Source organism: Neptuniibacter sp. QD48_11 (assembly GCF_047778095.1).
Taxonomy (GTDB): Bacteria; Pseudomonadota; Gammaproteobacteria; order Pseudomonadales; family Balneatricaceae; genus Neptuniibacter.
In genome coordinates this window covers 1,530,824-1,554,938 of record NZ_CP180551.1, presented here as the reverse complement: position 1 = coordinate 1,554,938, position 24,115 = coordinate 1,530,824, and the positions used below count along the sequence as shown (strand labels likewise).

At 44.1% G+C, this 24,115-nt stretch carries 28 protein-coding genes; 4 read left to right on the top strand and 24 right to left on the bottom strand.

Annotated elements, in window-relative coordinates; all coding sequences use genetic code 11:
• Positions 1-40 precede the first annotated feature (40 nt).
• From ACMXYU_RS07070 to ylqF, 20 genes are all read right to left on the bottom strand, one after another.
• Positions 41-847 carry a hypothetical protein gene (locus ACMXYU_RS07070; protein ID WP_415900893.1) on the bottom strand — a complete coding sequence of 269 codons (807 nt, stop codon included), beginning with the start codon at positions 845-847 and terminating at the stop codon, positions 41-43.
• A 10-nt stretch (positions 848-857) separates the two neighbouring features.
• On the bottom strand, positions 858-1,736 hold the full coding sequence (locus ACMXYU_RS07065) for a metal ABC transporter permease (RefSeq protein WP_415900892.1): 879 nt from the start codon (positions 1,734-1,736) through the stop codon (positions 858-860).
• Positions 1,736-2,455: a metal ABC transporter ATP-binding protein gene (locus ACMXYU_RS07060; RefSeq protein ID WP_415900891.1), complete on the bottom strand. Its 720-nt coding sequence runs from the start codon at positions 2,453-2,455 to the stop codon at positions 1,736-1,738. The genes ACMXYU_RS07065 and ACMXYU_RS07060 overlap by 1 nt, the downstream gene beginning before the upstream one ends.
• Complete coding sequence (locus ACMXYU_RS07055; protein ID WP_415900890.1) at positions 2,455-3,363, bottom strand: metal ABC transporter solute-binding protein, Zn/Mn family; 909 nt, start codon at positions 3,361-3,363, stop codon at positions 2,455-2,457. Before ACMXYU_RS07055 ends, ACMXYU_RS07060 begins: the two co-directional genes overlap by 1 nt.
• Positions 3,356-3,868 carry a DUF6162 family protein gene (locus ACMXYU_RS07050; RefSeq protein WP_415900889.1) on the bottom strand — a complete coding sequence of 171 codons (513 nt, stop codon included), beginning with the start codon at positions 3,866-3,868 and terminating at the stop codon, positions 3,356-3,358. The genes ACMXYU_RS07055 and ACMXYU_RS07050 overlap by 8 nt, the downstream gene beginning before the upstream one ends.
• A complete protein-coding gene (locus ACMXYU_RS07045) occupies positions 3,855-4,124 on the bottom strand; it encodes a hypothetical protein (protein WP_415884334.1) in 270 nt (89 codons plus the stop codon). Before ACMXYU_RS07045 ends, ACMXYU_RS07050 begins: the two co-directional genes overlap by 14 nt.
• A 38-nt stretch (positions 4,125-4,162) precedes the next feature.
• Positions 4,163-4,999, bottom strand: coding sequence for a DUF4198 domain-containing protein (locus tag ACMXYU_RS07040; protein ID WP_415900888.1), 837 nt, complete (start codon positions 4,997-4,999; stop codon positions 4,163-4,165).
• Complete coding sequence (locus ACMXYU_RS07035) at positions 4,999-5,502, bottom strand: DUF2271 domain-containing protein (protein ID WP_415900887.1); 504 nt, start codon at positions 5,500-5,502, stop codon at positions 4,999-5,001. The genes ACMXYU_RS07040 and ACMXYU_RS07035 overlap by 1 nt, the downstream gene beginning before the upstream one ends.
• A 9-nt stretch (positions 5,503-5,511) precedes the next feature.
• On the bottom strand, positions 5,512-6,048 hold the full coding sequence (locus tag ACMXYU_RS07030; RefSeq protein ID WP_415900886.1) for a PepSY-associated TM helix domain-containing protein: 537 nt from the start codon (positions 6,046-6,048) through the stop codon (positions 5,512-5,514).
• Positions 6,049-6,320: 272 nt separating this feature from the next.
• Complete coding sequence (locus ACMXYU_RS07025) at positions 6,321-8,267, bottom strand: TonB-dependent receptor domain-containing protein (protein WP_415900885.1); 1,947 nt, start codon at positions 8,265-8,267, stop codon at positions 6,321-6,323.
• A gap of 115 nt (positions 8,268-8,382) precedes the next feature.
• Positions 8,383-9,723 carry an ATP-binding protein gene (locus tag ACMXYU_RS07020; RefSeq protein WP_415900884.1) on the bottom strand — a complete coding sequence of 447 codons (1,341 nt, stop codon included), beginning with the start codon at positions 9,721-9,723 and terminating at the stop codon, positions 8,383-8,385.
• Positions 9,720-10,445 (bottom strand): response regulator transcription factor, encoded by a 726-nt coding sequence (locus ACMXYU_RS07015; protein WP_415900883.1) that lies wholly within the window; start codon positions 10,443-10,445, stop codon positions 9,720-9,722. The genes ACMXYU_RS07020 and ACMXYU_RS07015 overlap by 4 nt, the downstream gene beginning before the upstream one ends.
• A gap of 4 nt (positions 10,446-10,449) precedes the next feature.
• Positions 10,450-11,625: a tetratricopeptide repeat protein gene (locus tag ACMXYU_RS07010; RefSeq protein ID WP_415884327.1), complete on the bottom strand. Its 1,176-nt coding sequence runs from the start codon at positions 11,623-11,625 to the stop codon at positions 10,450-10,452.
• A gap of 58 nt (positions 11,626-11,683) precedes the next feature.
• Entirely contained in the window at positions 11,684-12,328 is a 645-nt protein-coding gene (locus tag ACMXYU_RS07005; protein WP_415900882.1) for an energy transducer TonB, read from the bottom strand.
• Positions 12,328-12,738 carry an ExbD/TolR family protein gene (locus ACMXYU_RS07000; RefSeq protein WP_415884325.1) on the bottom strand — a complete coding sequence of 137 codons (411 nt, stop codon included), beginning with the start codon at positions 12,736-12,738 and terminating at the stop codon, positions 12,328-12,330. Before ACMXYU_RS07000 ends, ACMXYU_RS07005 begins: the two co-directional genes overlap by 1 nt.
• Positions 12,735-13,253, bottom strand: a complete 519-nt coding sequence (locus tag ACMXYU_RS06995) for a MotA/TolQ/ExbB proton channel family protein (protein ID WP_415884324.1) — start codon at positions 13,251-13,253, stop codon at positions 12,735-12,737. Before ACMXYU_RS06995 ends, ACMXYU_RS07000 begins: the two co-directional genes overlap by 4 nt.
• Entirely contained in the window at positions 13,243-14,598 is a 1,356-nt protein-coding gene (locus ACMXYU_RS06990; protein ID WP_415900881.1) for a MotA/TolQ/ExbB proton channel family protein, read from the bottom strand. Before ACMXYU_RS06990 ends, ACMXYU_RS06995 begins: the two co-directional genes overlap by 11 nt.
• Before the next feature lie 2 nt (positions 14,599-14,600).
• Entirely contained in the window at positions 14,601-15,356 is a 756-nt protein-coding gene (locus tag ACMXYU_RS06985) for a DUF3450 domain-containing protein (RefSeq protein WP_415900880.1), read from the bottom strand.
• A gap of 98 nt (positions 15,357-15,454) precedes the next feature.
• Complete coding sequence (locus ACMXYU_RS06980) at positions 15,455-15,718, bottom strand: hypothetical protein (RefSeq protein ID WP_415900879.1); 264 nt, start codon at positions 15,716-15,718, stop codon at positions 15,455-15,457.
• Entirely contained in the window at positions 15,718-16,644 is a 927-nt protein-coding gene (gene ylqF, locus ACMXYU_RS06975) for a ribosome biogenesis GTPase YlqF (protein WP_415900878.1), read from the bottom strand. Before ylqF ends, ACMXYU_RS06980 begins: the two co-directional genes overlap by 1 nt.
• A 204-nt stretch (positions 16,645-16,848) precedes the next feature.
• On the opposite strand from ylqF, the gene ACMXYU_RS06970 reads away from it, so the two are divergent.
• The 4 genes from ACMXYU_RS06970 (at position 16,849) to ACMXYU_RS06955 (ending at position 21,564) form a co-directional block, all read left to right on the top strand.
• Complete coding sequence (locus ACMXYU_RS06970) at positions 16,849-18,066, top strand: EAL and HDOD domain-containing protein (RefSeq protein ID WP_415900877.1); 1,218 nt, start codon at positions 16,849-16,851, stop codon at positions 18,064-18,066.
• 193 nt (positions 18,067-18,259) lie between these two features.
• Complete coding sequence (locus ACMXYU_RS06965; RefSeq protein WP_415900876.1) at positions 18,260-18,883, top strand: DUF2889 domain-containing protein; 624 nt, start codon at positions 18,260-18,262, stop codon at positions 18,881-18,883.
• A gap of 17 nt (positions 18,884-18,900) precedes the next feature.
• Entirely contained in the window at positions 18,901-19,446 is a 546-nt protein-coding gene (locus tag ACMXYU_RS06960; RefSeq protein ID WP_415900875.1) for a hydrolase, read from the top strand.
• A gap of 165 nt (positions 19,447-19,611) precedes the next feature.
• Positions 19,612-21,564, top strand: coding sequence for an acetoacetate--CoA ligase (locus tag ACMXYU_RS06955; protein WP_415900874.1), 1,953 nt, complete (start codon positions 19,612-19,614; stop codon positions 21,562-21,564).
• A gap of 30 nt (positions 21,565-21,594) precedes the next feature.
• Here ACMXYU_RS06955 and ACMXYU_RS06950 read toward each other — a convergent pair whose 3' ends face one another.
• The 4 genes from ACMXYU_RS06950 to ACMXYU_RS06935 form a co-directional block, all read right to left on the bottom strand.
• Positions 21,595-22,062 carry a DUF2846 domain-containing protein gene (locus tag ACMXYU_RS06950; protein ID WP_415900873.1) on the bottom strand — a complete coding sequence of 156 codons (468 nt, stop codon included), beginning with the start codon at positions 22,060-22,062 and terminating at the stop codon, positions 21,595-21,597.
• A gap of 4 nt (positions 22,063-22,066) precedes the next feature.
• Positions 22,067-22,558: a DUF1499 domain-containing protein gene (locus ACMXYU_RS06945; RefSeq protein ID WP_415900872.1), complete on the bottom strand. Its 492-nt coding sequence runs from the start codon at positions 22,556-22,558 to the stop codon at positions 22,067-22,069.
• Between the two features lie 94 nt (positions 22,559-22,652).
• A complete protein-coding gene (locus tag ACMXYU_RS06940) occupies positions 22,653-22,934 on the bottom strand; it encodes a peptidylprolyl isomerase (RefSeq protein WP_415894108.1) in 282 nt (93 codons plus the stop codon).
• Positions 22,935-23,013: 79 nt separating this feature from the next.
• On the bottom strand, positions 23,014-24,033 hold the full coding sequence (locus tag ACMXYU_RS06935; protein ID WP_415900871.1) for a hypothetical protein: 1,020 nt from the start codon (positions 24,031-24,033) through the stop codon (positions 23,014-23,016).
• Positions 24,034-24,115 lie beyond the last annotated feature (82 nt).

The following is a 24,115-nucleotide window of genomic DNA, read 5'->3' as shown; positions in this document are numbered from 1 at the left end:
AGAGCAATTTCAAATGATCAAATTTAGAACAATACAATTATTAATGCTGAAGCGCTTGATTAAGCTGATTAAGATTATTTGATAGCCACTGTGCAAGATCCGTTTTCAGTGGTTTGGTCGCTGTATCCACCAGCCATAAACCCGATTGCGGCTTGAGCTTTTTGCTCTTAGGTTTGATCTGTAATGCCTCGCCACATTGCTCTTCCACTGGCAAGTAAGTGGCTTGTGCTAGCGGTTGAAGTTTTGTGTTGTCGAGACAAACAGCGACAACATCATGCTCCAGCAAGGTCTCATCTAACTTAAGAGCATAATCACTGATCTGTTTTTGCAGCGCCATTTGGTTTGAACGGATAGTCGGTGCATGCTCCGGCCAGATCCGCTGAAATTCACGGGAAACGATCTGACTCATTACGCGAAGATTATCTGGCGCTAACCAGAAGTACGTGCTCTGCTCGAGATCTTGAGTACTTAAACTTACTTGCGCGCCGCCCGGTAGAATTTCTTGTGCAGCGTCTACATTAATCACCCGAACATTTGTTGATCTTAGATGCTTAAACAAAGCGTATTCCGGCCAGATCGACTCAATCGATACTACAGCAGTAACAGGGCCTTGTTTTGAGATAGCCGCGCCACTTTTATGTTTTAGCCAGTTGTTAATTCGGGACACTGGTAAACGTTTTGGTGGCAGATATAGCGCCTGGATATCCGTGCCATCAAGCAGGGCTTGGTTAATGGCATGGATAATAGGCATAGCTGACACTACACGTTGGGGCCCTACTTCATTTGCAGCGACAGAATAGCCCGACAACGTCAGCATTAAAGCAGTCAAAATCAGCTTAATTTTCATAACAGGAACTCTAAGCAAAACTACGAATACGATTAGTAATAACAGCCAACACAAATCCCAAACTAGCCAATAACACAATGGCTGCCCCAGATGGTACGGGTAGCTCTAAGGCCATAGGTAAGATGATTCCGGCCAAACAACAGATGGTTGAAAGCAAGATATTGGTCCAGAAGAACTGTCTGATATTTCGGGTAATTAAACGAGCGGTTGTCGCTGGGATTAACAACATTGCCCCTACAAGAATAGCTCCGGCAATTTTGACAGCCGCAACGGTAATTAGAGCAATCAGCACAACAAATGCATAATCGAACAATCGCGTGTTAATACCATTCACTTGCGCCAGCTCTGGGTTTAGCGAAGCAAGTAAAGCCTGATTACCAAAAAAGACAGTTAGTAATAGACAGATTGCACCTATCACCGCGAGAATAAAGAGATCCTGATCCTGCACAGTCAATATAGAGCCGAACAGCACATTCTCTAGAATATGAACGTTCACCTTACGCGCCACATAAAGCAGCAAGGCTGCGCCCATTGCGATAGCTACAGCAAGAAAGACCCCAACTAACGCATCGTACGGCACCTGTGTACGGCTTTTAATCCAATGAAGTAACAGAGCAAAGATCAAGCAGAAGCTGAATAGAGACGCATAAGGGTGCGCTGCAGGCTCGCCTAACAAGATACCAATCGCGATTCCGGTTAAAGCTGCGTGACCTACTGCTTCAGAGAAAAAAGCCAGGCGCTTGATTACCACCAAACTACCCATGCCCCCAAGAAGAGGACCAATAATAAGCGCAGCTACTAAGGCATTGATCAAAAATCCATATTCGAAGATGCTTGGCAGCGTACCTTGAGCCTGCATTTCAAAGGCCCAGTTGCGTAATGCTTCCATCAGGCTACCGCCTCCATCGCTCTCTTTGAGGATGAATCAAATGAAGCCCCAACAATGCCAAGATCGACTTCACTTGGAGGCCCCATATCAACTAAACCGCCGTTAATAAGCAACACGTTATCGGCATGTTCTCTGACAAATCCCATATCATGATGAACAACCACCAAGGTTTTACCTTGCTCTCGAAGATTGAGCATCAGATCAGTAATCAATGCTTGGCCTTCAGCATCTAGACCCGTCATGGGCTCATCTAAGAACCAAAGATCTGACGATCGGCTTAGCGCTTGCGCAAACATCAAGCGCTGCCTTTCACCACCAGATAACTGTCCAAGCTGTAGTTCTGCTTTGCCCTGCAGGCCAACGGTTTCTAATAATTCTAGAACCGTATTTTGAGTTTCCTTTTGACGACGAAAAAAAACAGGCTTGCGGCTTAAACCGGCACTGAGGAAGTCAGAAATTGTCACAGGTAAAACTTGGTCAAATCGCGGCTGTTGCGGGATATAGGCAGGCTTTTGCGCTTTATTCATCCAAGCGCGTTTTATTTCACCCTGATGGGGAGTTAAACCTAACATGGATTTTAGCAACGAGGTTTTACCTGCACCGTTAGGGCCAACCAGCAGATGCATTTTTCCAGCACTTAATTCAGCCGACAGTGGCGATAAGATCTGACTGCCTGCAATGCTCAGGCTTACTTTATCCAACTTAATTGAAGGCCCCATTATGCGGCTCCTTCATCGGCCAATGCACTTTTAAGCGCCTTAACTAAAGTTTTTAAGTTGTGCTCCATCTCACGATAAACAAGTTCAGCGTCGTACTCGCCGAATGTCAGATGTGAAAAATGGTACAGCCCTATCCCCGTTGCTTTTTCTACCGTCTCCACATAGCGATAATCCATGTTTAGCTCGGTAAATAGCACTTGTACTTGGGCATCACGAATACGGTCGATGGTGCCTTGAAGCTGACTCGCACTTGGCTCTACCCCATGGGCAGGCTCGATCACTGTGTCGATGCCGATTCCAAATTCCTGCAAAAAATAACCGTAAGCGTTATGGGTACTCGCAATGCGAATACCACTCAAATCTAAGCCGTTCAGCGCTTGGGTATATTGGTTCTTCAGCGTTCTAAGCTTGCGCGCGTATTGCACCGCATTTTTCTTATAGAACTTGGCATTATCTGGGTCTAAATCACCAAGGTTTTTAGCAATGGTATAGACCTGACGGATAGCCGCACTGATCGACACAAAAGTGTGAGGGTTCCACGCACCCACAGTATTTTCGGCAGCTAATAGAGGTACATCCTGATTAGCCAGAATCACCTTAATCTTTTTACGCTGCTTACCGTTTTGAGCTTCCAACGCTTCGAGTGCTCTAAACGCAAATTCATCATGACCAATGCCATTAACCACTAGGGCGTCCATGGTCATTAAACGTTTAAGATCTGCTGGTTGAAGCTCATAACTATGAGGGTTAAAACCGGCATCAACCAAAGGAACAATCTCTGCTCTATCCTTAACAATGTTAGAAACGTAAGCGTAGTATGGATGTAGCGTGATACCAACCTTCAATGGCTCTGCCGTCAACGCACTGGAAAACAAAAATAAAGAAAATGTAATTAAACGCTTAATCATGAGTGGAAGCCGTTTCCCAGTTTGTTAACTGATCGCAATGTGGAGTATTTACAGCGGTTTGTCGCCAATAGATCTCGGAATGATCATTGTGTATTTTCAAGACAAACTCGCGGGAGCCTTCTTTGGAGGAGCGGCCGAAATAACAAATAGAATCGAGAAGGCTCCACGTGTAGGCAGCAAAAGTACCGTTACTGTCAGCAAACGGCGGTAGTTCTTGTTCGATCAGTTCTGAAACCGCAGGAAGACTGCCATCATCAGATAGAAACATGATTTCGTCGGCAGCATTTCTTAAGGCGGTCAAAACTGCTTTGCCTTCAACATCAAGCTCAAGATGTTTTTGCGGGGCTAAACTCGGAGCCTGATTATTTTGCAAAACGTAGCTTGCGATAGAAAAAATGATCACGATACTGCCGATCAGCCAGTAACTCTCAATACGACCATTATCGGGCCTGACCACCTCAACCGTTGCGTCTTCATCCAGTGCTGAGGTTTTAAAGCTCGCCATAATCAACCTCTACCGGAAACTCATGCCCTGAATCGAACTGAATATAGAACTCACCTTCAGGTTGTTTGAAGCGAACTTGAGAGAACTTATCGGCTTTTTTAGACACCAGTAAGGTCTCATCGTAATCATAGAGCTTAACCGGTTTACCCACCGCTTTAGTGCCATCACTGAAACCGACATGACATAGAATTTCAGCCGATTCTTGCTCGCAAGTCATAACCGGGTAATGCGCAAGTGCAGATGCACTTGCGCTCATTAATATCCCTATTAATCCGTATTTTGTTGCTTTAAGCATTACTCAGGTAAAACCTCAAAACTTACGAAACGGATCGCATATTGGTAGTCAGCCAGATCACTCTTGATTGGGCTTTTTAGATCAGCACCAACTAACCATGGGCCTGCTTGCTCTGGCGTGAAGATGATTTTGCCATCTTTAGCCGTAGTAACCGGAATAGCACCACGTTCGCTGCGGTATTTAGTACCTGCTGGCGTGACTTCAACATCAACACCCGCCACTGGCTTACCATCCAATAGCATGGTGAATTCAACTTCTTCACCCACAACAATATCGTTTGGATGTGTATCTAACTGCATCTCTAATCCCTTGCCTTTGACCTCAGTCACAAGGTCTGTAGGCGCGTTATTAGTGATGTACGTTGCAGTTACCATATCGATCAATAAGGTAGAAACATCGCGAGCGCTTTTAGGTAGACGCTCTTTCGCTTCGATCTTATCCGCCATCATGCGCTTAGGGGTGTCACGCTTACCTGATTTATAGCTAGTGAAATAGTAAGGTTGGCGCTTACCTTCGATTTTGTAAGTACCCGGCTGATCGATATACAGATCAAATACACTACGACGATGGCCTTTAAAATAACTGCCCAGCGCGTTGCGATCGCCATCAGGAGAAAAAACGAGGAAGTGATCTAGCGGCACACCTTTATCAAATCCGAAAACAGTGTGAGACGCACTAACATCAGCAGTGATCCATTCTCCTTGGCCCTCTTCCGTTGATACCGTAAATTCACTTGGCAATATCCACAGTGGATGTGCTTGAGCTACTGCTGACACGCCTAAAGCACTCGCTAATAGGCATCCTTTAATCGTACGGCCTAGTTGTTTAATCATCATTATTTACTCTCTCCAATACTGATACTAACTGGCCCTAGCTCTGCACCGGCATCCAGTTTATAAACCTGTTGTCCCTTACCTAAGGAAATCTTCTGTTTCAACAGCGTACGATCACCGTGTTCACGAACCGCTTCTAAATACAGAGTGTATTCGCCTGCTGGAAGTGCTTTACCTTGGTTATCGGTTCCATCCCATTTCAATGTGTAGCCACCAGGAGCACGGGTAGCCCCTGTCACACCATCTACCGCTTGACCATAGCGACCCGCTTTACGCCACCAGCGACGGATATCCTTAAGCCATTTTTTATCGTCAAACCAAACACTGATTGTGCTGACGGCTTTGCGCTCACCCTTTTGTTCAACCCATACAGCAACAAATGGACGCTGATATTTAGATGTCGCTATTTGCGGGATGGTTAACTCAATTTGATGTGTATCTGCTGAGATGGCAGAACCACTTACCAGCCCTAGACTGAGACATGCAGCGTAAATTAGTTTTTTCATTAAATTTCCTTAAGCCATCAAAAGCCAAACATAAGCCAGCGCCATTGAGCCGGTACCGATTACGCTCATCGCAAACAGTTTGTTACGCTTTTTCTTTTGAGGGATGACTAACCAAAAGCCAGTTAAAGTAAAAATCAGCATGAGCAGCGCAGAAATATCGATAAATCCGCGCCACAGGTCACCACTGTATCGCCCCATATGAAGATCATTTAACGTCGCAATAACACCGTAATTTTGTTGTTCAACCAGCACTTCACCGGCTTCAACGTCGGCCTCTACGATGCTGTAACCACCTGGGCGTTTAATCTCGATAACGAGGAAGCGCTCCTCTGCTTCCCATTCGTAACTTACCTTGTTGCCATAGATTCCATGCTCAGAGCTCAGCCATTTACGCAGCTTATTAGCCTGATCAAGGGGTTCTGTATCCCATATCCCCTCAACTAAAAAAGAATCTGGCATATCTACCGTTAACTGTTTCGGAGCATCAGCACTTTCAAACCAATCTCGGTGATTTAACGTGATACCCGTGACCGTAAAAAAAAGCATGATCACGAGCATGAACATAGAGGTATAACTATGAAGCCAGCGGACTAACCGATTAGATTTTCCTTTAGGCTGAGATTTAGACTTGAGCTGAGTCTTCGCGCTTGGATTTTGTGTAAGGATCTGGTTCATTGGAAAGACAAAAGAGAATCAAAACCATTACGATAACCGATTCTCTTTATAAGGCTTTAATATCGTTACAATCTTTACAGAAAAAGCAGCGCCCTACTTCGTAGAGCGCTGCCACCTTAAATCCCTGAAGGGGAAGGGATAGATTAGAACGTATAAGCCGCAGTTAACTTAAAGTTACGGCCAGGCTCATAGTCATTCAAATGAAGTGCACCAAACACTGGATGATTTGCATCTCCAATACGTGAAGCGTGAGATGTATAGTATTCATCAAAGATATTTTCTACGCCGAAGGTCACGTTAAGACCATCAACCTGCTTTGGTGTCCATCGAGCAGAGATGTTATGAACATCGTAAGATGGTTTATCAAAGTGCTCTTCTTTAATTGTTACAAGCGAGGTCCAGTTAACCGCTAGATCTTGCGCTGGCATGTGGTAATCAAGCCCCAAAGAGATGCTATCTCCCACTTGGCGACCTAATGGTTCGTCCGTGACATCATTAGCTGATTCTGAGTGAGCATAGGTAAAGCGAGCATCAAAGTTACCTTTACTTAGACCTAAGCTAGTTTCAAAACCTTGGATACGATAGTCACCAATATTTTGCAGAGCATTACTACCATCATCGATGTAATCATCCACATCTGTACGGAAGATGGTTAAAGCAAAATTCAATCGATCCAAACCAAAACGTTGGCGATCTTCAAATGTGATACCAATTTCCGAGTTTAAACCTGTTTCAGGCTTCAATTCGTTATTCTCTACAGTAGATGCAGGAACGAACACCTCGGATAAGTTAGGCCCTTGAAAAAGCTCTGTAGCACTCGCTCGAACAGACCAAGCGTCAGTTAGCGGATAAACAGCATTCAAACCAAATGTTGTTTCAGTAAATGTTTCATCTGATACAGCGGTATCTAGCTTATATCGGTTATAACGAACACCCGGTGTCAGCGCTAGACCGTTAGAAAATTCGATTTCATCTTCAATGTAAGCTGCGTAAGACTTTGCTTGTTCGGTGTTTACTGTAACCGAATCATCTTGCAATTTGGTTTTCTGACGGTAAACCTCAAAACCATAGCGGACATTATGCGTAAGCTCTTCACCTGAAATAACAGATTCAGCAAGAACATTCACACCACGGTGATTCGCTTCACCTTCACGATAACGATAGGTTGCAAAAGTGTTATCGTCCTCATCACGCCATAAATTCATATCGTTTTCGTAGACAGTGGCACGTAGGTTCAGCATGTCACCAAGATCGAGCTCATAACCTAGAGTGATTGTTTGACGCTCAAATTCTGTTGGGTAAACAGTCGTACCTGTGATTGATGAATTAGTTGAAGCCCCCATATCTGCACGAGGCGCGTAGTCACCTTCATCGGTGTACTTGTCATAACTCAATTCGATGCGGTTAGACTCATTAATATCAAGGCCAAACTTAACTAGGCCATTCTTAATATCACCATCATTACCTACGCTTTCAACACCTGCGCCATCTTCCGGGTTGTCGCGGTTTACGTCATTGAAGTAAACAATGGCGTCTAACTGATCGTTTAGTTGGCCATAGGCAGTAACAGAATAATTATGGTAATCATTACTTGCGTAACCAGTACTGATACGTGCACCGATTTGCTGACCATCTCGGAGGAGATCTTTAGCATCTTTTGTCTCGAACGCGATACCACCAGACAAACCACCTGTTAAAACGGAGTTTGTACCAACCTGTAGATCAACTGCTTTTAGGATATCTGCATTAATAAGCAAGTTGCCCATGTGGTGATATACATTGTTGTTTTGCTTAGCACCATCGATCGTAATATCAAGATCATAGTCTTCCATACCACGAATATTGATACGCTGATTAAGGGAATGGGCACCACCAATATCTACACCTGCCTGATTTCGAAGCAGATCACTCAGATGGTCTGCCTGTTTAATCTCGATATCATCACTCAACATCGTCGAAGCATTACTGATCTGAGTACCCCAAACTTGTACTTTTTGACCTTCAACTGCTGACGAATCTGCCCATGTTTGAGTTGCTATGCCAATGGCTAAAACCAATGGCAATTTCTTAGCGCAAATATGCGTTTTCATTATTCATACCACTTAATCTAAATGCGAATCGAGTGCATTATTCATTAGATATAAAGTAGCAGTTACAAGATTTACACTTCTTACAAAAATAACGCTAAATTTTGGAGGGCTTTATTTAACGAGGTAGCTTGATATTGATATCCAACCCACCGTATTGATTCAGGCTCGCCTTAATAGAACCACCCAGCATTTGAATTTGCCGCTGGCATAAAGCTAAACCTAATCCAGCCCCGCCAACATCACGGCTACGTGCCTTATCAGTGCGATAGAAAGGATCGAAGATCTTAACAAGATCATTTTCGGGTACGCCTGGCCCCCGATCAGACACACAGATATTCAGCTCATTACCCTTTTCAAAACAAGTCAGCTCAACGGGTTGATCAGCGGGACTATATTTCATCGCATTTCTTACCACATTCTCCAATGCTTGAGATAGCGCTTGTTGCGATGATTCTGAAACGTTCAGAGTTTGAGCATAGTTACGGATTAGTATTCGGCCAGAGTATTCAAAAAGTGCATCGTCACATATCAGATCCAGCAAGGTAGCTAGATTAAACGCTTCACTTAGCTCCACTTCTGGATCTCCATCTAGCCATGCTAGGGTCAATGCATCTTCAACCAACTGATGCATTTGATCTACTTCACGTTGAAGCCTAGGTAAAAGCTCCTTAGATTTTTCTTGATCATCCCGGCATATCTCAATCGCTAGTCCGATTCGCGTCAGCGGAGTTCTTAACTCATGCGATAGATCACCTAAAAGCTGTCTCTGAGAATTAACCAAACGCTCTACCCTTGCAGCCATACTGTCAAAAGATTCGGCGACTTGGGTTAATTCGTCTTTACGATTATCTGGTAGATTTGGCAACACACGTGCAGAAAGGTCGCCTGAAGCTAATTTTAAAGTGCCCTGATTTAAAGCTTCTAAAGGGCGCATTAGGTATCTATAGGCTATCCAGCAGAAAATCAGAATGATGAAAGAAGGAATTACAATCGTCAGTAGGCTATGTACCAGATCAGTATCTACCTTTGGATACATCCCTCTTGGCAGCTCAATTACAAAGGTGCCGGTTTGCTGTTCTAAAGGAATTCCAATGAGCACATTTTCCATGAATTCATGGACTGGCCAGTACACATAACGCTGAAAGCCTATTTTGCTTTTTAAAGCCTCAGGAATGGGTTGACTAGAGATAATGGTGTTATCTGCAGTTACTAATGCAGACCAGGTACGTAAATCTTTTTCGACTTGCTCCGTGAGTTGGAGAACAGATTTTGCGCCTTCAGTTTTAAATCGCTCGCCAGCGTCCTTAGCTAAAGATTTTAACCTCTCCTGACTATCTTCAGATATTTCAGTCATCCCAATAGTCACTTCATAAGAGAGATGGTGAAGACTAGAAAAGATAATCAATGATACAGCCAATAAGCTAAAGCTAAGCTGCCAGAATAATCTCCGGCTCATTGATAACAATATCCTTGACCACGAACCGTTTTAATCTTCTGTTCGTCAACAAGTCCCGCCATCTTCGAGCGAAGATTACTAACATGCATATCTAAACTTCGGTCGTAACGACTAAAAGGCTTACTCAGAATTAACTGATAAAGATAAGGCTTTGTCAGTATTTCATCTTTATGGGTGATAAATGTTTTTAAAAGATCATGTTCGATCGGTGTCAGTTCAATATCGCCGTCATCTGACTGTAAACATTTTTTCTTGGAATTTAGCTTAATAGCACCGTCTGCTAAAACGCCATCGGATTTATCAATTTTGTTAGGTTTACTTCGTCGAAGTAACGCCTCAACCCTAAGCAACAGCTCAGTCATATTGAACGGCTTTGGCAGATAATCATCCGCACCACCCTTAAACCCTTCAATACGATCTTGCTCAGCACCACAAGCAGACAACATAACAACGGGAGTATCGCGATATTTGCGTAAACGCTGTAGAACTTCTAAACCATCTAATTCAGGTAGCATTTTATCTAGAAGAATCAGATGAAAGTTCTGATTTATAGCGGTAACCAAACCCTCCCTTCCGGTGAAGCTTTGAACCGTATGGTAGCCCTGTTTTTTTAACAGCTCCGAAACAGAGTTACTTACCTCGCGATCATCCTCGATCAAGAGGATACGTGCTGGATTAAAATTTTTGATCCCTTCAAGGGCCTTAACCGGTGCTGATGTCATAGGTTCAACCTTTTGCCTGAAGATCCATTTCCATCTGGTCTAGATACCGAATCCAATTCGCTGCCATTTTCCCGTATTTAGCATCGCCTTCTGCCGCTGCTAAAGATATTCTCGCTTGCTCAAAATGCTTTTGATTGATTTGAGCGATACCCTGCATCAACTTAATCTGAGCTACTTTTTTAGGTTTGCGCTTCAACAGATTAGCAAGCGTTTTCTCTGCTTGATCCCACCGTTTCTCTTGCAGCTGAATCTGCGCCAGCTGTAAAGATACTTTCTCACTTGGTGCGATACTGTTTAGCTTCGAAAGCACTTTAATCGCCTTAGGCTTCTCTTGCGCGCGAATCCAAGCACTACTTAACAACCTTAAGTTTTTAGCGTTTTGCTTGATCACACCTTTCTGGAAACCCTGCTCGATCACTCTAGCGGCATGATAAGGAATACCCGAACGAAGCATTAACTGCGCGAGTAATTCATAATCATTGGCTGAGACTAACAACTTCCGCTCATATCCCAATCGCTGAGTAGCGAGTGCAGATTTGTGATCCCCTGCTTGTATTTGCAGAGAAACCAGCTGACGCCATTGCTTGGGATTAGAGGAGTAATGTTGAATCACAACTTGCTGCTGTTTAGCTGCCTGCTTCCACTGCTTAAGCTCAATATGCGCCGCTATTTTCAGCTGATACCAGCTTTCTGGTGCTATCCCTTTGTAACGAATCGCTTTAGTGATGTGTGGTAACAGGGATTTCCAACGCTTCAGCTGACTATAAGCTTGAGCCATCATCAGATGGTCATTCGCTTTTACCGAAACCCCAGGACTAGCCATCCATTGTTGAAGATTAGAAACACAGCTTTTCCAAGCTTCCTGCATACAATAAAGCTGCCCTAGAGTGCGCAATAGATTAATCTGCTGTGCATCAGGCAAGGCTTTTAAAGCTTGGGTAGCTTTCAGATACTTTATTGCAGAGGAATAGCGCTCCTGCTGGAGAGCAACTTGAGCAAGATTATGCTGCACAAGCGCTTTAGCATAATCAGACTTAACCTTTTGCTCAGCAGCCAACAATTGCTGATTCGCTTGTTTCCACTGCCCCGCCTCCATTGATTTAAAGGCAGCATTTAGCTGTTTATACTCATAAGCAGATAGAGCAGGCTTCGCCGCATGCCCCTGGAGAGCAAACAACAAAAAACAAACTGTAATTAATGATCGCAACATTTTTCTAAACTGTTCTATTCAGTTCTATTTACTTATCGAGTTTAAATTCCAAAACCTGACGCGCTTTAAACTTGACCGCTTGTCCGTCTACGGTTTTGATTTTAAAACGCCAACGCTTAATCGCTTTAATAACTGCGCTATCAAAGGTACCTTTTGGATTAGATTCAATAACCTTAATAGTGTCTGGTTTAACTGTGCCAGCTTCAGTCACCAAAAACTCCACCGTTACACTACCTTCAACTTTACGGCGCAATGCCCTTCTTGGGTAACTAGGCGGCACCTGACTCACTGCTGTAGGATTAGTATCTAATACCAGCTCAGGCGTCGGCACAGCTAGGTTATTTAACGATGGTGAAAGCGAGACACTAATTCCAACATCAATGTTTGGAATATCAACGGCCGTCACAGGCGTGCTGGTAATAGGCACAACCTGCTGTTGCACCTGTGGCATTTCGGGCTGGGCTTCTGGAACGATCTCTTCCGGCTCTGGCGGTAATTCACGGCTACGCGCCTCGACATCACTCTCCTGGCGAACCATTAAAAAGTCCAGATCAGGCGTTAAGACACTTTCAGGTTCTACCTGCTTGCCAATACCCGAAACCATAGCCAATGCATAAAAAAGCAATATAGCTAATAACAGGCCTCCAGGGGCAACGACTAAAGCACGCAGCATTATTGCGAACCTGCTTGAGTAGCCACTGTATAGTTCACATTAGCCAAACGCAGCTGATCGATCACCTTAACCAGTTGACCTGTAGTCGCTTGTTCATCCGCTTGAATAACAACGTTGATTTCAGATTGTTCGCTTTTCAGACGCTCAATCGCAGGGCGCACCATACGCACGTCGACAGGCTTACGATCGACCCAAATTTCATTGTTAGCAGAGATCGCGACTAAAACTGCCGTTTTACTCTGACTTTCACTGGTTTGCGCTGTAGGGCGATTAACATCGATGCCTGCCTCACGCACAAACGAAGTGGATACAATAAAGAAGATCAGCATGATGAACACCACATCCAACATAGGTGTCATATTGATTTCGGCATCATCCTGCTGCTGAGTTAAATTGACTCGCTGTCTCATGCTGCAGACTCCTCATGTAACACTCGGCGCAAGCGGTTTCTTTCCGCTTCAGACCATCTAGATAAACGGTTGTAAAAAAGTAATCCCGCTACAGCGACTGCCATCCCCGTCATTGTTGGGAATGTTGCGCTAGCCACACCAGCGGCCATCATTCGCGGATTACCTGTGCCATATAGAGCAAGGCTGTCAAATACCTGAATCATGCCAGTCACTGTGCCTAGCAAACCAATCAACGGACATAGAGTTATTAGGTTTTTGATCATCTGAAATTGGCTTTTCAAAGCTAAGTCCAGATCACAAACAGCACTCAATTTTTTAACTGGCGAGCTTTGACCTTGCAAATAATCTAACAATGAGGCTCTCTGCTTGGGGTAAGCCCATACTCTATAGCTGATACGTTCAAGGATAAGGGTGAACATCAGAAAGCTTACCCATAGAATCAGATAGAGCACCCACCCTCCGGTTTGGAAAAATTGCCCTAAGGCAAACATCCAATCATGAAGACTAGGCCACATGAGTGCTCTTCTCTTCTTTTGCAATAGATTCATCAGTCGCCAACAAGCCCAAGCTTTTCTCTTGAAGCAACTGAGTGATGCGACGGCTTCTGCTGGTCAAATAGCTATGGCAGAACAACAACGGTATAGCTACAACCAAACCTAAAACGGTTGTCATCAATGCTTGAGAGATACCACCCGCCATCAACTTGGGATCACTGGTACCGAACAGGGTGATACTCTGGAAGGTCGCGATCATACCGATCACTGTACCTAAAAGACCCAAAAGCGGAGCAACGGCAGCTAAAAGCTTAACGATGCTTTGGCCCTGCTCGATTTTTGGTACTTCTTTAAGAATCAGCTCATCAACTTTCATCTCTAGCTGATCTAAGCCTAGTTTCGAACGACTAACTGCCTGCAGTACTCGCCCAAGGGGATTGTTATCCATTAGTTGCGTAGGTTGTGCTAATTGCTTTCTCACCTGCAGCTCAGTTTTGGTCATACGCATCATTTGCCAGAATGCCACCAGCAAACCAATTAAGCCCAAACCCATGATGATGTAGCCTACCTCACCCCCCTGATGAAGCCTGTCGACAAGCTTCGGCATACGATCCAACAACGCAAATAACTGACCACGACTTGGATCAATCAATACATCCTCGCCATTACCATTTTGATAATCGATGATATCTTGTTGAGCACCTGCACTTGGCTGAGTCGTTAAAACCGACAGTTTTTGCTGTTGAAGATCCCAATGTAAGAACTGGCCATCATTAGTAGCTGCAGCAAAGGTGCCTATACGTAACACTGGTGTATCAGCAGTAACACCTTCCCGATTCACAACAGGCACAGTAACTTGCTTGATCTCACCAGTGGCTGTCATTTCTAGCTGTAACTGGTACCAAAGACTTTGTAGGTCCTGAAGCTTGGGCACACGTTTGGAATCAGCAAATGAAAGTTGATCTAAACGACCAGGGTTATCAGCACTGGTCATTGAATCCATCAAAACTGGTACTAATTCGGATGCTGATTCTTTAGCGACACCAAATACTTCACCTAGTTGGCCGGAACGTTGTTGTAGTGCTGCTTCTAATTCAGCAAGCTGTTCATCATTCGCATCGAACTCAGCTTTTAAGCGCTCCTGCTCTGCTTCAGCAGCGGCTAAACGCGCCTTACTTTTCGCTAGAAGCGTTTTTTGTTTACTTAAATCAGCATTGAATTCTGCTTCACGTTGGCGGTTGATCGCCGTATCGGTGCTACTAATCTGTTTTACGTCGTTAAGTAAACCTTTAAGCGGCGCAGTTTCAGCGAATACTGTTAGCGAGCTAAGACCAAGGACTGCGGCTAAACCGAATTGTTTCAACATTATTATCGCTCCAGTTTAGGCAGAGGAAGATTCAACAAACTTGGCACCTGCTGCTGCCGAGCGATTTGAATAGCCTTAGTAAGTTCTAAATTCTGAGAATCAGTGAGCGCCTGCCAAGACTGTGAAGAAGGCTGCCATAGTGCACTTTCAGCACCATTTAGCGACTGGTAGTACAGTACTGCTCGGCCTAGACGCAGGAACGTAACCTGTTGGCCATTATTTGAAGCGAGTGCACCTTTATACGATTCAAATGTTCGACCGTACTGTACTTCAACAGAATAGGCTTCAAGAATCTGACGGTACTTCTCTGCCACGCTGACATCAGCGCGAAGCAAGAGCGTCCCAAGTTTCTCTAAACGCTCGTTACGTTCTGACTGTAAGAAAGGTGTGTCTTGGGACACAAATTTACCTAATGTTTCCACCATATGGTTCAACATAGGTAAAACGGCCTTATCCGTTTCTTCAATAGACGCGATTTGCGCTTCCAAATCTAAAACTTCTTTTTTCTGCGACTCAATCAGTAAAGCGACTTGCGCATTGTACGCTTCGGTTACATCCGACAGACGCTCGTTGGTGAGATATTCATCAACTGCAACTTGAGTACTCTGCTCAATATTATCGATGCGTTTTTGTGATTGTTGGCTTTGATTATGTGTCGCTACTGTTTTCTTAGTACCAACATCCAGGTCGTTAGCCGCGAAAACAGGGGGGCCTGAAATAGCGACAGCCAAAAGAGAATATTTAAACAGAGATTTCATAACCAACAACTTACAGCTAATAAAAATGAGAATAATTATCCGTTAGATTAGTAAAACAGGCAACCCGCTTTACAATACTTACAACCAAAAAGAGAGCGCTATTCAGCACTCTCTTCTTTGGATTTATTTAGTTCACGAATCTTATCAGCCAGTCTAGTTTTACGCTCTGACTGCTTCTGGATTGAAGAGCTATCATCAGCTTGGCGTTGTTTTTCATACACCGATTGATTCTTTTTCTTCTCCTGCTTAGCTTTGCGTCGTCTGCTATCGTAACTATCAGGATCAGCCAAACGCTCATTACGCGTTGGGCCTTCATTTGGAATAAAGCCTTTTGCTTTTCGGCTTTTCTTTAAACGTGCCATTACTTACTACCTTCTTTTTCCGCAGCCGCCTGTGCTTCTGCTTCTAATCGTTCTTGTTCTAATCTTTCCTGCTCAGCTATGCGGCGTTTTTCTTCCCACTCTTGAACAGTTTCAAAGCTTAATTTACCCAGCTTACCCGAGCGTATTTCATTCAAGAGCAACGTTGAAGCTTTATTTCGATCAACAACACCACCTGGGCGCAAACACCCTCTACGGCGGCCAATTTCGTCTAATACACCTTCAGCAAGCTCAGGCATCTCTTTGAATTTAAAGCGTTCAATCAATCGCTCAGGGTAATCATCCCGCATAAAGCCTGCGGCAAAGATAGCTACATCTTCATGCTCGATTGCAGTGTCTTTAATCGCACCACTCGCCGCTAGCCGATAGCCTGAATCTACATCCTCGATTTTTGGCCACAAAATGCCAGGCGTATCTGAAAGAGCCATACCATTACGCGTCGTAAAGCGCGTTTGACTTTTTGTAACCGCTGGCTCATTGCCTACTTTAGCAATTTTCTTACCTAACAAGGCATTAATAAGCGTTGATTTGCCAACGTTAGGAATGCCCATAATCATTGCGCGCACCGGGCGGCCCGATTCTGAGCGAGACGGTGCCATCTGTTTACAAATTTCGGCAATTCTGTTGATCAGCTTCTTTTGTGTATGGTCAAGGGAAATCGCTCGCGTATCTGGAAGGCTATTAAAATAATCGATCCATTCTTGCGTTTTTTTGTCATCAGCTAAATCACTCTTATTTAAGAGTTTTAATGCTGGCTTGCCCTTGCGCAAGGTATTAACCAATGGATTTTCGCTGGATTGTGGGAGACGTGCATCAAGCACCTCTATAATTACATCTACCTCATCCATAACTTTAGCGATCTCTTTTCGGGCTTTATGCATATGCCCTGGAAACCAATTAATACTCATTGGTATGTCCCGAATCTGTAAAAGTACACTATTATACTGCATGGAGAACGCGAATGTTGAACTGTGACGATTGGAAGTAGCTCACATTCCCTTTCTGACACAAAACAAGCGTTATATTAGTATGAAATACTAGCCTCAAAGATTGTAGGTGATACACTTGAGGAATTACGGTTTATCTTATTTGCACAAGGACCCAGCACCTTTATGGACTCGTCAGAAAACTCTCAAGTGCTTATGGCACGTCAACCTATTTTCGATCGTAATCAAAAGGTTGTGGCCTATGAGCTTTTGTATAGAACGGAAGACGCCCAAGGACATGCACTGTTTGCCAATAGCGAAGCCACCAGCGAAGTAATATTAAATGCATACACCAGTATTTCAGACTCTGGTGAATTAAAGCGCGTCCCTGCTTTTATAAATCTCACGCGAGATATTCTGGTAGAGCAGAAACTTCCGGAAGTTTCTAAGAAACACATAGTTCTTGAAATCCTGGAAGACATCGAGCCAGACGAAGAAGTGGTATCAGCCGTAAAACAGTTACATAGCGAAGGTTACCGTATCGCTATGGACGATTTTGTTTACGATCCAAAATTTGATGCACTGTTAGAACTCAGCCAAATCGTCAAAGTAGATGTATTTGAACTAAGTACAGAACAGATCAAAGAACAGGTTAAACAGCTGCGTCGTCATAAAGTGACTTTACTTGCAGAGAAAATCGAAACTCACGAACAGCTGGAAACCTGTATTGAGCTTGGCTTTAAACTTTTCCAAGGACATTTCCTAAGTAAGCCTAAAGTTATCAAGGGCAAAAAGATCCAAGGTAGCCAAGTTGCATTGATGCAACTAATCCAAGAGTTACAAAGCCCTAAAGCGACGCCGGAAAAACTAGAAGAACTGATTATCCGAGACCCTGCTCTAACCTACAAACTACTGCGTATCGTTAACTCCGCAGGTTATAGCCTAGTGCGACAGGTAGAATCCATCGCTGAAGCTATTGTTTTGCTTGGTTTAGAGCAAGTTAAGAAATGGGCAACACTTATTGCGATGTCATCTAATCAAGACAAACCAGAGGAGCTTTCTCGTAGCTTGTTGGTGCGTGGTCGCATGTGTGAAGAGATTGCTCAAGCTCAGAAAAAGAGCAACTATGGCAGCTATTTTATGGCAGGCATGATGTCCGGCCTTCACGCCCTTTTGGATATAGAGCGTGACACTATGCTAGAGCAAGTCCCGCTAGGCGATGATATCAAAAATGCAGTCAGCCTAGGTCAAGGTGAGATCGGCCAAGTTTTGAGAAATGTCGTGAACTATGAAAACGGCGACTGGGATCTTCTGCCAATGGACCTTGATGGCACTCTATACGATCAAGCTTACAGAGCCAGCCTAGAGTGGACCCAAGAATCTATGCAAGCGATGTACGAATAGCACCTCTCCCATCCAATTATTCAGGGCAGCACTCGCTGCCCTGAATTGTTTTTAGCTAAACAAAACTTATCTTTCGTCTAAAAAACACCAATTCCTGAGCGTATTTAGGATTATTTACTGTGTTTCTAACGTTTTCACATTAGAATAGCCGCATTTAAAGCACAGCCTTTTTAAACCATCAAAAGCAGTAATTATGCCTTTACCAGCTCCAGTTAATAGAACTCTGAAACATACCCGCAAAGTTGTTTGCGAAGGCTACAAAAGAGAAGATGGCCTATGGGATATTGAAGCCCATCTTGTCGACACCAAAACCTTCGACATGGATCACTATGGTCACGATGGTACTTTGATAGCTGGTGCACCCTTACATGGTATGGCAGTGCGAATTACTGTTGATATGGATCTAAATATATTAGATGCAGTGGCTTGCATGGACGACACTCCATTCGAAAGCTGCAAGTCCATCTCTGATGCCTACACTCAGTTGATCGGGCTACAAATCATGCCTGGGTTTACCAAACAAACAAAAGAACTGTTTAGTGGCCGCAAAGGCTGCACTCACCTGCTTGAGTTGTTGGGCCCTCTAGCGACGGCTGCTTTCCAATCGACACACCAAGAACGGGAACGACTAGAGAACTTCTGGCAGGACGGTACCAAAAAGCCGCCTATGCTTGATACCTGCCACACGCTCGCGACTAATGGTGCCATTGTGAAAGAGATCTGGCCTCATTATTATGAAGAAGATCAGCTGGATGCTTTGATTCCAGCAACTAACCTTCAACACGTACAATGCTGCAATGAGCTAGAACCAGCATAAAAATAAGGCTATTTCGCATGCTAATACACCCGAATAAATCTTGTCTGCTGATCATCGATATTCAAGACAAACTTGTACCCGCGATTCATAAGAAAGAAGAGCTGGTTGAAAATACAATCTGGTTAACTGCTATTGCAAACAAACTTAACATACCGATCTTAACCAGTGAGCAATACCCTAAAGGCTTGGGCCATACGATTCCGGAATTAGCTGAGTTAATCCCCGCAGAAGGCATCATGGAAAAAGAGTTCTTCTCCTGCATGTCGGAACCTGCGTGTAACGAAAAGATCAATTCCATCCGCCCTAACCAAGTTATTATTGCAGGTATGGAAGCACACGTTTGCGTTCTACAAACAGCACTTCAGTTAAAACAGCAAGCACGAGAAGTTTACGTTGTGGCAGACTGTATATCGTCACGCAGCCCTGAAGATAAAGAACTCGCGCTTGATCGCATGCGCCATGCTGGCATACACGTGGTTAGCCGTGAAATGGTTGCCTTTGAGTGGATGCAAAAGTCAGGAACTGATGAGTTCCGCGATATCAGCAAAAACTTCCTGCGCTAATAATCAGCCCTGTCATCTATAGATGGCAGGGCTCACTCTCCCTATAACTATCCATCGCCCCTCCCCAACAAACCAGCTAAAAAATATTTCAGCCTCAAGCCATATACAGGTAAACCCTTATTGTCTATTCTGTCTTATAGACATTGATTCAATTAGGAACTGTATATGACACAACCGTTGTGGAGCCCGAGCCAAGCACAAATCGAACAATCTCAGCTATATCAGTTTATGCAAAACATAAACAAAAGCAGTTCGGTAAAGCTAGATAGCTACTCAGAGCTTCACCGCTGGTCTATAGAAAACCCTGAAAGATTCTGGCTTAACATTTGGGAACAGTTCGATGTTATAGGCAGCATCGGGAACGCCCCATACTTGTTAAATGCAGACCTCATGCCCGGTTCGAAATGGTTCCCTGAAGCCCAGTTAAACTTTGCAGAAAACCTCTTAAAGTTTCAGGACCAAAACACCGCGCTAATTAATTACAATGAAGCGGGTAAACGTTCAGAAATTAGCTACCGAGAGCTTTATAACCAGGTTGCTCACTACGCTGCGGGGCTTAAAAATTCAGGGATTACCAAGGGAGATGTGGTCGCAGGCTTTATGCCTAATATCACTGAAACCGTTATAGCGATGCTAGCAACGGCATCACTTGGCGCCATTTGGACTTCATGCTCCCCAGACTTTGGTGTGCAAGGGGTGATCGATCGCTTTGGACAAGTAAAACCCAAAGTGATATTTACGACCCAGTCCTACCTCTACAACGGTAAACACATAGACTGTTCAGATAAAATTTCAGGGATTGCCTCGCGTTTAAGTGAAAACACGACATTCGTCTTTGTGCCTTATCTCGATGAGCCAGCACCTGAATTAATCCACATAAAAAGCGCTTGTATACTGAGCGACTTTATCGATAACAGTGCATGCGAAGTTAATTTCACGCCAGTTGAATTCGCTGCCCCCCTATACGTTATGTACTCGTCTGGTACCACAGGCACACCAAAATGCATTGTTCATAGCGTTGGAGGCACACTCCTTCAACACCTCAAAGAACACCGACTGCACACAGATATCAGCCGGGAAGATAATCTATTCTACTTCACAACCTGCGGCTGGATGATGTGGAACTGGCTGGTAAGCAGCCTAGCTAGCGGCTGTACTATTACATTGTATGACGGCTCACCTTTCGCCCCCTCGCCTTCTGTTTTGTGGAATATGGCTGCTAAAGAAAAAGTTTCTGTATTTGGCACCAGTGCGAAATATATTTCGGCACTCGAAAAGGCAGGTGTCTCACCAAAAGAAGAGTTCGAGCTTTCGGAATTGCGCGCGATTTTATCTACGGGTTCACCACTAGCCCATGAAAGTTTTGATTATGTTTATCGCGAAATAAAAACTGATCTTTTACTGGCTTCAATTTCGGGCGGTACAGATATCATCTCTTGCTTTGCTCTAGGGTGCCCAATACTCCCAGTCCACAAGGGTGAGTTGCAATGCTTAGGGCTCGGAATGGATGTCGCCATTTTTGATGAAAGCGGCGTAGAGGTTATCCAGAAGAAAGGGGAATTAGTCTGCAAATCCCCCTTCCCATCGATGCCTATTTACTTTTGGGACGATGCTGATGGTGCAAAATACCAAAATGCCTATTTCAATCAATTTAAGAACCGCTGGGCCCATGGTGATTACGGAGAAATAACCGAACACGGTGGCATGATTATTCACGGCAGATCGGATGCGGTACTCAATCCAGGCGGTGTAAGAATTGGTACCGCTGAGATATATCGTCAAGTTGAACGAGTTGACGGGGTGATTGAGTCTTTATGCGTAGGTCAACCCTGGGAAAACGATACACGCGTAGTCCTCTTTGTAGTTATGTCTGAAGGAACTCTGCTTGACGATAGTCTACGCAATATAATTAAGCAGACAATCCGCCTGCACACCACACCAAGGCATGTACCGGCCAAAATAATCCAAGTACCTGAAATTCCTAGAACCATCAGCGGAAAGATTGTTGAGCTGGCTGTCAGAAAGGTAATTTTAGGGGAAACAGTAACCAATAAAGATGCGCTAGCTAATCCCGATGCACTGGATTACTTCGCTAACTTACCGGAGCTAGCCAGCTAGCTCCGGCAGTGACGTCTTTTAAGGCAATGATCATTGCGGGTTGAGCTTATTGATTTCGTAGATCGCATCATCATGCTTCATAGGAGTAAGAAATAGCTGGTACTTAGTTTTTTCTAGCAACCCCATCGTTTTAGGGTCATATCTCACCTGAAATTTAAGGTATTTCTGCTCAGTATGATGAACTGAGAATTTACGTTTCAAATCTCGCTCGTCCCAGTTCGCTTTATCTGTTAATCCGGTGAATAGAATTTCGTGCCTACCGGGCTCAAGTTCCACAACAATGTATTTCTCTAGTTTCAGCACCCCAAGACTTTTACCATCGATAAATACTTCGGGGTACTTCCAACCCAGCGGCTGTTTACCTGGATTAGGCGCTTCAGGTCGATAGATATAAACAACCGCATTGTTCTCAACTTCGGGTTTAACATAGCTAAAGCCATAGTTGGTTCCGCAGCCACTGAGCACGATTGCTATAATAACGAGCAATACCTTATGCATCCGCTTACTCCTTGATCTTCGTTATCTCTTTTTCTAATTGAGAGGTAATTGATCGAACACGAGCTTTGTTTACACCGAAATCAGAATAGCCTTCTCTGGATGCTGAGCGAAAGTGCACAAGGCGCTCTTCCATATCGATTCGAACCTCAAAGTCGTCTACAAACCCAAGTATACGACTATTAAACTCAGCAGCGATATATCGGTTTTCCTTGATAAGGATCTGAACCACACCACCAGCCCCTTCAATAACTTCAACTAGAACAGCTATTACAGCATCTGAATCCTTAACATTGGCGGGTAACGCCAAAGGTTCTATGTAATGGGGTTTATCCGAATATTCACTACATACGCAATTTGGCTTACTACTGCATTTAGTTAAACGACTATCAACAATTCCTGCCGGCTCACCTGTTCTTGACTTAAAGGCCTTGAATGCAAATAAGATGAAAACGGCAACGATTATGAGCGAGATTACAGTAACTATCACTTTCAGCATGAAACCAGCATCCAAGAAATAAACAAAACAGATACAAAAAAGTGCCGCTATACGGCACTTTTAAAGTCTATAAGTTACAAGCTAAAAACTTGTATTAGTCTTCGCGACTTGTCACTTCTAGTAGGTGGTAACCAAACTGAGTTTTGATTGGACCTTGAACAACACCTACTTCACCTGTGAATACAGCTGTATCGAATTCTGGAACCATCTGACCACGGCCGAAAGAGCCTAAATCGCCGCCTTGAGCACCTGATGGACAAGTTGAATTTTCTTGCGCAGCTTTAGCAAAGTCCAAACCACCTTCGATTTCTGCTTTTAGTTCGTTACAACGTGCTTCTGTGTCTACAAGGATATGTCGAGCTGTAGCGCGTGCCATTTATGTTCTCCTAACTCTATGATTCAAAACTGGTGCAGAAATTACCAAGCACCTAACAATATGGCAACACTAACTCGCCCTAATGTTGAGATCCACTAGAATCGAGCATTCCTGCAATATTTTTCTTATCGGAGAAGCCATAACTCACTCTCGCCATAGCTAAGACCTGCGCATCTGGAGGAGAAGGCTCTAGATAACCATTTTGGTAACACCAACCTACATAAATTGCAGCTCGAGCAACCTGACCGTAAATAAGACTCTCATTGAAGTAATTACAGGCATCGACAAAATTATTCTTCGCTAAATGAATCTGGCCCATAGGAAAACTTGCAAACGTATCACCCCGCTCTCTTCTCTGAGCATAGGTATCTACTACCTTTTTGGAAAAATAGTTCCTGATGTTGTCATAAAGCTGATTACAGAAATGCTGTTTTGATGCCTCAGTTGCATCTTCACATAAGATCGGTAAATGATCAGCAACGCCTGCTAACATTCTAGGATAGTAATCATCCCGTTTTAGTGCCGCCCAGCGATCTTGTTCAAAGATATATCCAATGGAAATCAAGCGCCCTAAAGCATCATCTGGCTTGAAGTGCTCATCTTTCACTTTGGCCGCCCAATCGTCTGCTAGACGCTCATTATCCTCTCTCACATATTGCGATGCGCGATATCCGTAGAAAGCATGCTCTGCATGATGACCCATCTCGTGTAGCAGCACATCGACAATGACACTTTCCAGTAGACGCTCATGCTCTACTTGGATCTGCTCTCTTTGTTCTGGCGAGGCACTTAGCCAATCAGCAGGTGATTTTGGTAGAGGACCAACAAAGGATGGGTGATGGCGCCAGAAATAATCACTAAAGTACTCTTCAACTAGCTCGGGCCGGCTCAAGGATTGAGAGAGCAAATAGGCTTCGATATAAGCGGACAGGCCTTTTAGGAATCGATCATTAATAATAATCAGAGGGGGTGTGTCATCGATAGCCAAAGCCATACCCGCAGCACGAAGGTTTTCGACCACGGAAATTTCAACTGGGGCTAAAAGCTTTTGATCTTTATCCGGTAACTGCTTTAAAACAGGCTTTATTTTGGCCTGCACAATCCGCTCTATCAACGGAGAAAACTGTACGCTCGTACTCCTCACCTCAAGCGCGCTAACTGGCGATATGAACAAGGTAAGT

Bases quoted from the DNA above. Each gene is read 5' to 3' on its own strand.
- ACMXYU_RS06960 (WP_415900875.1), top strand. From the start codon at position 18,901: ATGCTAATACACCCGAATAAATCTTGTCTGCTGATCATCGATATTCAA.
- ACMXYU_RS06985 (WP_415900880.1), bottom strand. From the start codon at position 15,356: ATGAAATCTCTGTTTAAATATTCTCTTTTGGCTGTCGCTATTTCAGGC.
- ACMXYU_RS07025 (WP_415900885.1), bottom strand. From the start codon at position 8,267: ATGAAAACGCATATTTGCGCTAAGAAATTGCCATTGGTTTTAGCCATT.
- ACMXYU_RS06940 (WP_415894108.1), bottom strand. From the start codon at position 22,934: ATGGCACGCGCTACAGCTCGACATATCCTTGTAGACACAGAAGCACGT.
- ACMXYU_RS07005 (WP_415900882.1), bottom strand. From the start codon at position 12,328: ATGCTGCGTGCTTTAGTCGTTGCCCCTGGAGGCCTGTTATTAGCTATA.
- ACMXYU_RS06955 (WP_415900874.1), top strand. From the start codon at position 19,612: ATGACACAACCGTTGTGGAGCCCGAGCCAAGCACAAATCGAACAATCT.
- ylqF (WP_415900878.1), bottom strand. From the start codon at position 16,644: ATGAGTATTAATTGGTTTCCAGGGCATATGCATAAAGCCCGAAAAGAG.
- ACMXYU_RS06990 (WP_415900881.1), bottom strand. From the start codon at position 14,598: ATGTTGAAACAATTCGGTTTAGCCGCAGTCCTTGGTCTTAGCTCGCTA.
- ACMXYU_RS07035 (WP_415900887.1), bottom strand. From the start codon at position 5,502: ATGAAAAAACTAATTTACGCTGCATGTCTCAGTCTAGGGCTGGTAAGT.
- ACMXYU_RS07070 (WP_415900893.1), bottom strand. From the start codon at position 847: ATGAAAATTAAGCTGATTTTGACTGCTTTAATGCTGACGTTGTCGGGC.
- ACMXYU_RS06950 (WP_415900873.1), bottom strand. From the start codon at position 22,062: ATGCATAAGGTATTGCTCGTTATTATAGCAATCGTGCTCAGTGGCTGC.
- ACMXYU_RS07050 (WP_415900889.1), bottom strand. From the start codon at position 3,868: ATGGCGAGCTTTAAAACCTCAGCACTGGATGAAGACGCAACGGTTGAG.
- ACMXYU_RS07065 (WP_415900892.1), bottom strand. From the start codon at position 1,736: ATGGAAGCATTACGCAACTGGGCCTTTGAAATGCAGGCTCAAGGTACG.
- ACMXYU_RS07045 (WP_415884334.1), bottom strand. From the start codon at position 4,124: ATGAGCGCAAGTGCATCTGCACTTGCGCATTACCCGGTTATGACTTGC.
- ACMXYU_RS06980 (WP_415900879.1), bottom strand. From the start codon at position 15,718: ATGGCACGTTTAAAGAAAAGCCGAAAAGCAAAAGGCTTTATTCCAAAT.
- ACMXYU_RS07060 (WP_415900891.1), bottom strand. From the start codon at position 2,455: ATGGGGCCTTCAATTAAGTTGGATAAAGTAAGCCTGAGCATTGCAGGC.
- ACMXYU_RS06970 (WP_415900877.1), top strand. From the start codon at position 16,849: ATGGACTCGTCAGAAAACTCTCAAGTGCTTATGGCACGTCAACCTATT.
- ACMXYU_RS07055 (WP_415900890.1), bottom strand. From the start codon at position 3,363: ATGATTAAGCGTTTAATTACATTTTCTTTATTTTTGTTTTCCAGTGCG.
- ACMXYU_RS07040 (WP_415900888.1), bottom strand. From the start codon at position 4,999: ATGATGATTAAACAACTAGGCCGTACGATTAAAGGATGCCTATTAGCG.
- ACMXYU_RS06945 (WP_415900872.1), bottom strand. From the start codon at position 22,558: ATGCTGAAAGTGATAGTTACTGTAATCTCGCTCATAATCGTTGCCGTT.
- ACMXYU_RS07020 (WP_415900884.1), bottom strand. From the start codon at position 9,723: ATGAGCCGGAGATTATTCTGGCAGCTTAGCTTTAGCTTATTGGCTGTA.
- ACMXYU_RS07000 (WP_415884325.1), bottom strand. From the start codon at position 12,738: ATGAGACAGCGAGTCAATTTAACTCAGCAGCAGGATGATGCCGAAATC.
- ACMXYU_RS07030 (WP_415900886.1), bottom strand. From the start codon at position 6,048: ATGCTTTTTTTTACGGTCACGGGTATCACGTTAAATCACCGAGATTGG.
- ACMXYU_RS07015 (WP_415900883.1), bottom strand. From the start codon at position 10,445: ATGACATCAGCACCGGTTAAGGCCCTTGAAGGGATCAAAAATTTTAAT.
- ACMXYU_RS06995 (WP_415884324.1), bottom strand. From the start codon at position 13,253: ATGTGGCCTAGTCTTCATGATTGGATGTTTGCCTTAGGGCAATTTTTC.
- ACMXYU_RS06965 (WP_415900876.1), top strand. From the start codon at position 18,260: ATGCCTTTACCAGCTCCAGTTAATAGAACTCTGAAACATACCCGCAAA.